This is a genomic window from Kitasatospora sp. NPDC086801 (assembly GCF_044745805.1).
Lineage (GTDB): Bacteria > Actinomycetota > Actinomycetes > Streptomycetales > Streptomycetaceae > Kitasatospora.
Genome location: NZ_JBIVAX010000096.1, coordinates 1 through 2694, shown reverse-complemented (window position 1 = coordinate 2694; position 2694 = coordinate 1). Strand labels below are relative to the sequence as shown.

Sequence of the window (2694 nt, the reverse complement as noted above, 5' to 3'; positions counted from 1 at the left end):
AGCACGGCGCCAGCCCCGCGATCTGCCGGAGGCGGCAAGGCCACACGTTCAGGCGACGACAGAACGGACTTAATCTCTCATTCCGCCCTCTCAGGTCGCGGCCGTGATTCGGGTGGCGTAGACCCGGTGGGCCTTGCGCTCGGCGGAGCTGGCGGTGTCGGCGGCGAGGGCGGCGGCCTGCTGCAGCGCGGTGCGGTGGAGTTCGAGCGGTGCGGTGATCCGGAGGGAGTGGCCCTGGCCGCGGCGGATGGTCCGGCCGGAGGCGAGCGCGGCGCGGACGGTCTCGTCGCCGCCGGCGAGCAGGTGGTCGGCGAGCAGGCCGGGCAGATCGAGGGTGACCACCGGGTCCGGCTGCGGCTGCTGCTCGGCGACCGGGTCCGGGAGGCCGTCGAGCTGCTCGGGCAGTTCACGGGCTCCGGCGGCGTCCAGGACGCGGCGGATCGTCTTCGGGTCGACCTGGTGCTGCCGGGCGAGGGCCTTGACGGCGGTGCCTTCGCCAAACGCCTCGACCACCTTCGCCGCCTGGTCCTGGTCGAGCGCGGCGGGGCGGCCGAGCGTCTTGCCCGCGGCTTCGGCGGCAGCGACGCCTTCGCGGGTGTTCTCCGAGATCATGTCGCGCTGGAACTCCAGCACGGCGGCGAGCACGTTCACCATCATTTTGGTGCCGGGGTCGTCGGAGGCGAGGTCGATCCCGGACAGCAGCCCGGACTCGACCCGCAGGTGCAGGCCGCGGCGGATCAGCACCGGCCGCAGGGCGAGGATGTCCGCTACCGAGCGGAAGAGCCGGGCGGCGTCGGCGATGCGGATGGTGTCGCCGACGGCGGCCTCGTTCAGCAGCCGGGTGAAGCCGGCGCGGTCGAGCGAGAGCTGCCGTGTGGAGGTGGCGGGGTCCTCGTAGACGGGGGCGCCGGCGGCCAGCAGCGGGGCCAGGGCGTGGCGCTGGCGGGCGTCGGTCTGCTTGTCGGTGGAGTGCCGCAGGTAGAGCCGGTCGGCCATGCTCTTCGCCTTCCCCGGGTGGGCCGGGCGGGGCCGGCGGTGTCCGGGGACCACCCTAGCGGGGGCGGAATGGGGAGGCGGAACACTGGACCGGATTCGATTGGATCGGCGGCGGGTTCCGGCAGGTCGGCGGGCCGATCCGATTGGATCTGCGACTGGGGGCGGAATCAACCGATTTCGCCTCCCAATGTTGAAAGGACTCCTTCGTCGGAGCGTCCCGCTGGGGCTGGCTCCTCCGGGCAAGCAGCCCCACCGGGACGGGACATTCAGCGCAACCGGCGGCGCCCCTGCCGGGGACCACGCCGCCTGGCGCGCCAGGCGCTCCATGCCCAGCCCGCCAGGGCGACGGCCGCAACACTCCCAGCCACGGCCAGCACCCAAGACCAGCCGACCAGAAAGCCCACTGCAAGCACACAACCGAGCACGAGCAGAGCCGCCAGCCATCCGCGGCCGGCACCGGCAGTGCTGATGCTGTTCCAGCCGACGGCCATGTCCCGGCCCGCCTGATGAACGCGGCTGCTGCTGTTGGCGGTGGCGACGAAGTGGACTCGCGCGTTGAGGGCGTGGACGCGGGCGGTTGCCGGGCAGCAGCCGAGCTGCTCGGCGATCTCGTTGAAGCCCCACTCCTCGATGTAGCGCAGGTAGGCGACTTCCTGGCGGCGCTGCTGGGGCATCAGCTGGATGAGTTCGACGATCTCCCGCGCGGCGACGAGGTCCGGTCTTGAGTAGTAGCGGTGCAGTCATTAGCGCTAAGGAATGATCTTCCTCGTATCTGCAGGGACGTGGCGTCAACAGTCCGCGTCGCCTACACCTCGATGCTGCGGATCAAGACCGGTTACGACCTCCCGGGGGTTGAGGAACATCGGAACGGAAACCGGCGCTGGACGCCGACGCCCTGCTCCGGGGCCACCGCGCGCTGTCGGCACGACGCGACGGTGGGTGGGGAGAGGGGCAGGTGAGCCGGTGTGGAGTGCCGGGCGGGCGCGGCTGGCACTCGTTGGGGTGAAGCGTGGCGCTGCCCGGCCGTTCCAGGGGTCGAAGTGATCATGCTGGGGTGGGTGACGCCCCGAAACGGTCGGGGCCGTGTCGACAGGAATCTCCTGATGAACCATCTCCGGCGCGCGGCAGGTGCCACGGCTGCAGCAGCACTTGCCCTCGGCATCGCTGTTCCCGCACAAGCTGCTGCACCGACCGCAGACCGGGCACCCCAGTGGTCGATCAAGCTCGACCGGTTGGAGGGGACGCCTTCGTCCTATGACCGGTTGTCCGTATGGAGCGGCACCTGCCCGGTGCCTGGAAGCTACGGCGGATACGCGGGGAAGGTGACGCCCTCGTGGAAGTATCTGGGCGACTTCGAGGACCTCGAATGCGAGGGGGACCACACCTTCACGCTCAGCTTCATGATCTACGACTACGCTCGCGGCCGCGACCTCCCCAAGGGAACCAAGGTCGCGTTCGAGATCTCCGTCGGGCGAGGCTCGGACGACGACGACGCAGTCGCGGCCGGCTCGCCGGATGGCCCCCTCTACGCCACGGTCTGACCTGCGAGCGGCGTGGGGGGGGGGGGGGGGCCCCCCCCCGCCCCCCCCCCCCCCCCCCCCCCCGCCCCCCCCCGCCCCCCCCGGGGGGGGGCCCCCCCCCCCCCCCCCCCGGGGGCCCCCCCCCCCCCCCCCCCCCCGGGGGCCCCCCCGGGGCCCC

At 72.2% G+C, this 2694-nt stretch carries 3 protein-coding genes; 1 reads left to right on the top strand and 2 read right to left on the bottom strand.

Annotated features, from left to right (window positions below; all coding sequences use genetic code 11):
• Nucleotides 1–90: 90 nt before the first annotated feature.
• Together ACIPLC_RS38090 and ACIPLC_RS38085 are read right to left on the bottom strand one after the other, a co-directional pair.
• Nucleotides 91–996 (bottom strand): recombinase family protein, encoded by a 906-nt coding sequence (locus ACIPLC_RS38090; protein ID WP_400477647.1) that lies wholly within the window; start codon nucleotides 994–996, stop codon nucleotides 91–93.
• A 266-nt stretch (nucleotides 997–1262) separates the two neighbouring features.
• Nucleotides 1263–1691, bottom strand: coding sequence for a hypothetical protein (locus ACIPLC_RS38085; protein ID WP_400477648.1), 429 nt, complete (start codon nucleotides 1689–1691; stop codon nucleotides 1263–1265).
• A 408-nt stretch (nucleotides 1692–2099) separates the two neighbouring features.
• Between ACIPLC_RS38085 and ACIPLC_RS38080 the strand changes: the two genes are divergently transcribed.
• Entirely contained in the window at nucleotides 2100–2537 is a 438-nt protein-coding gene (locus tag ACIPLC_RS38080; protein ID WP_400477646.1) for a hypothetical protein, read from the top strand.
• Nucleotides 2538–2694 lie beyond the last annotated feature (157 nt).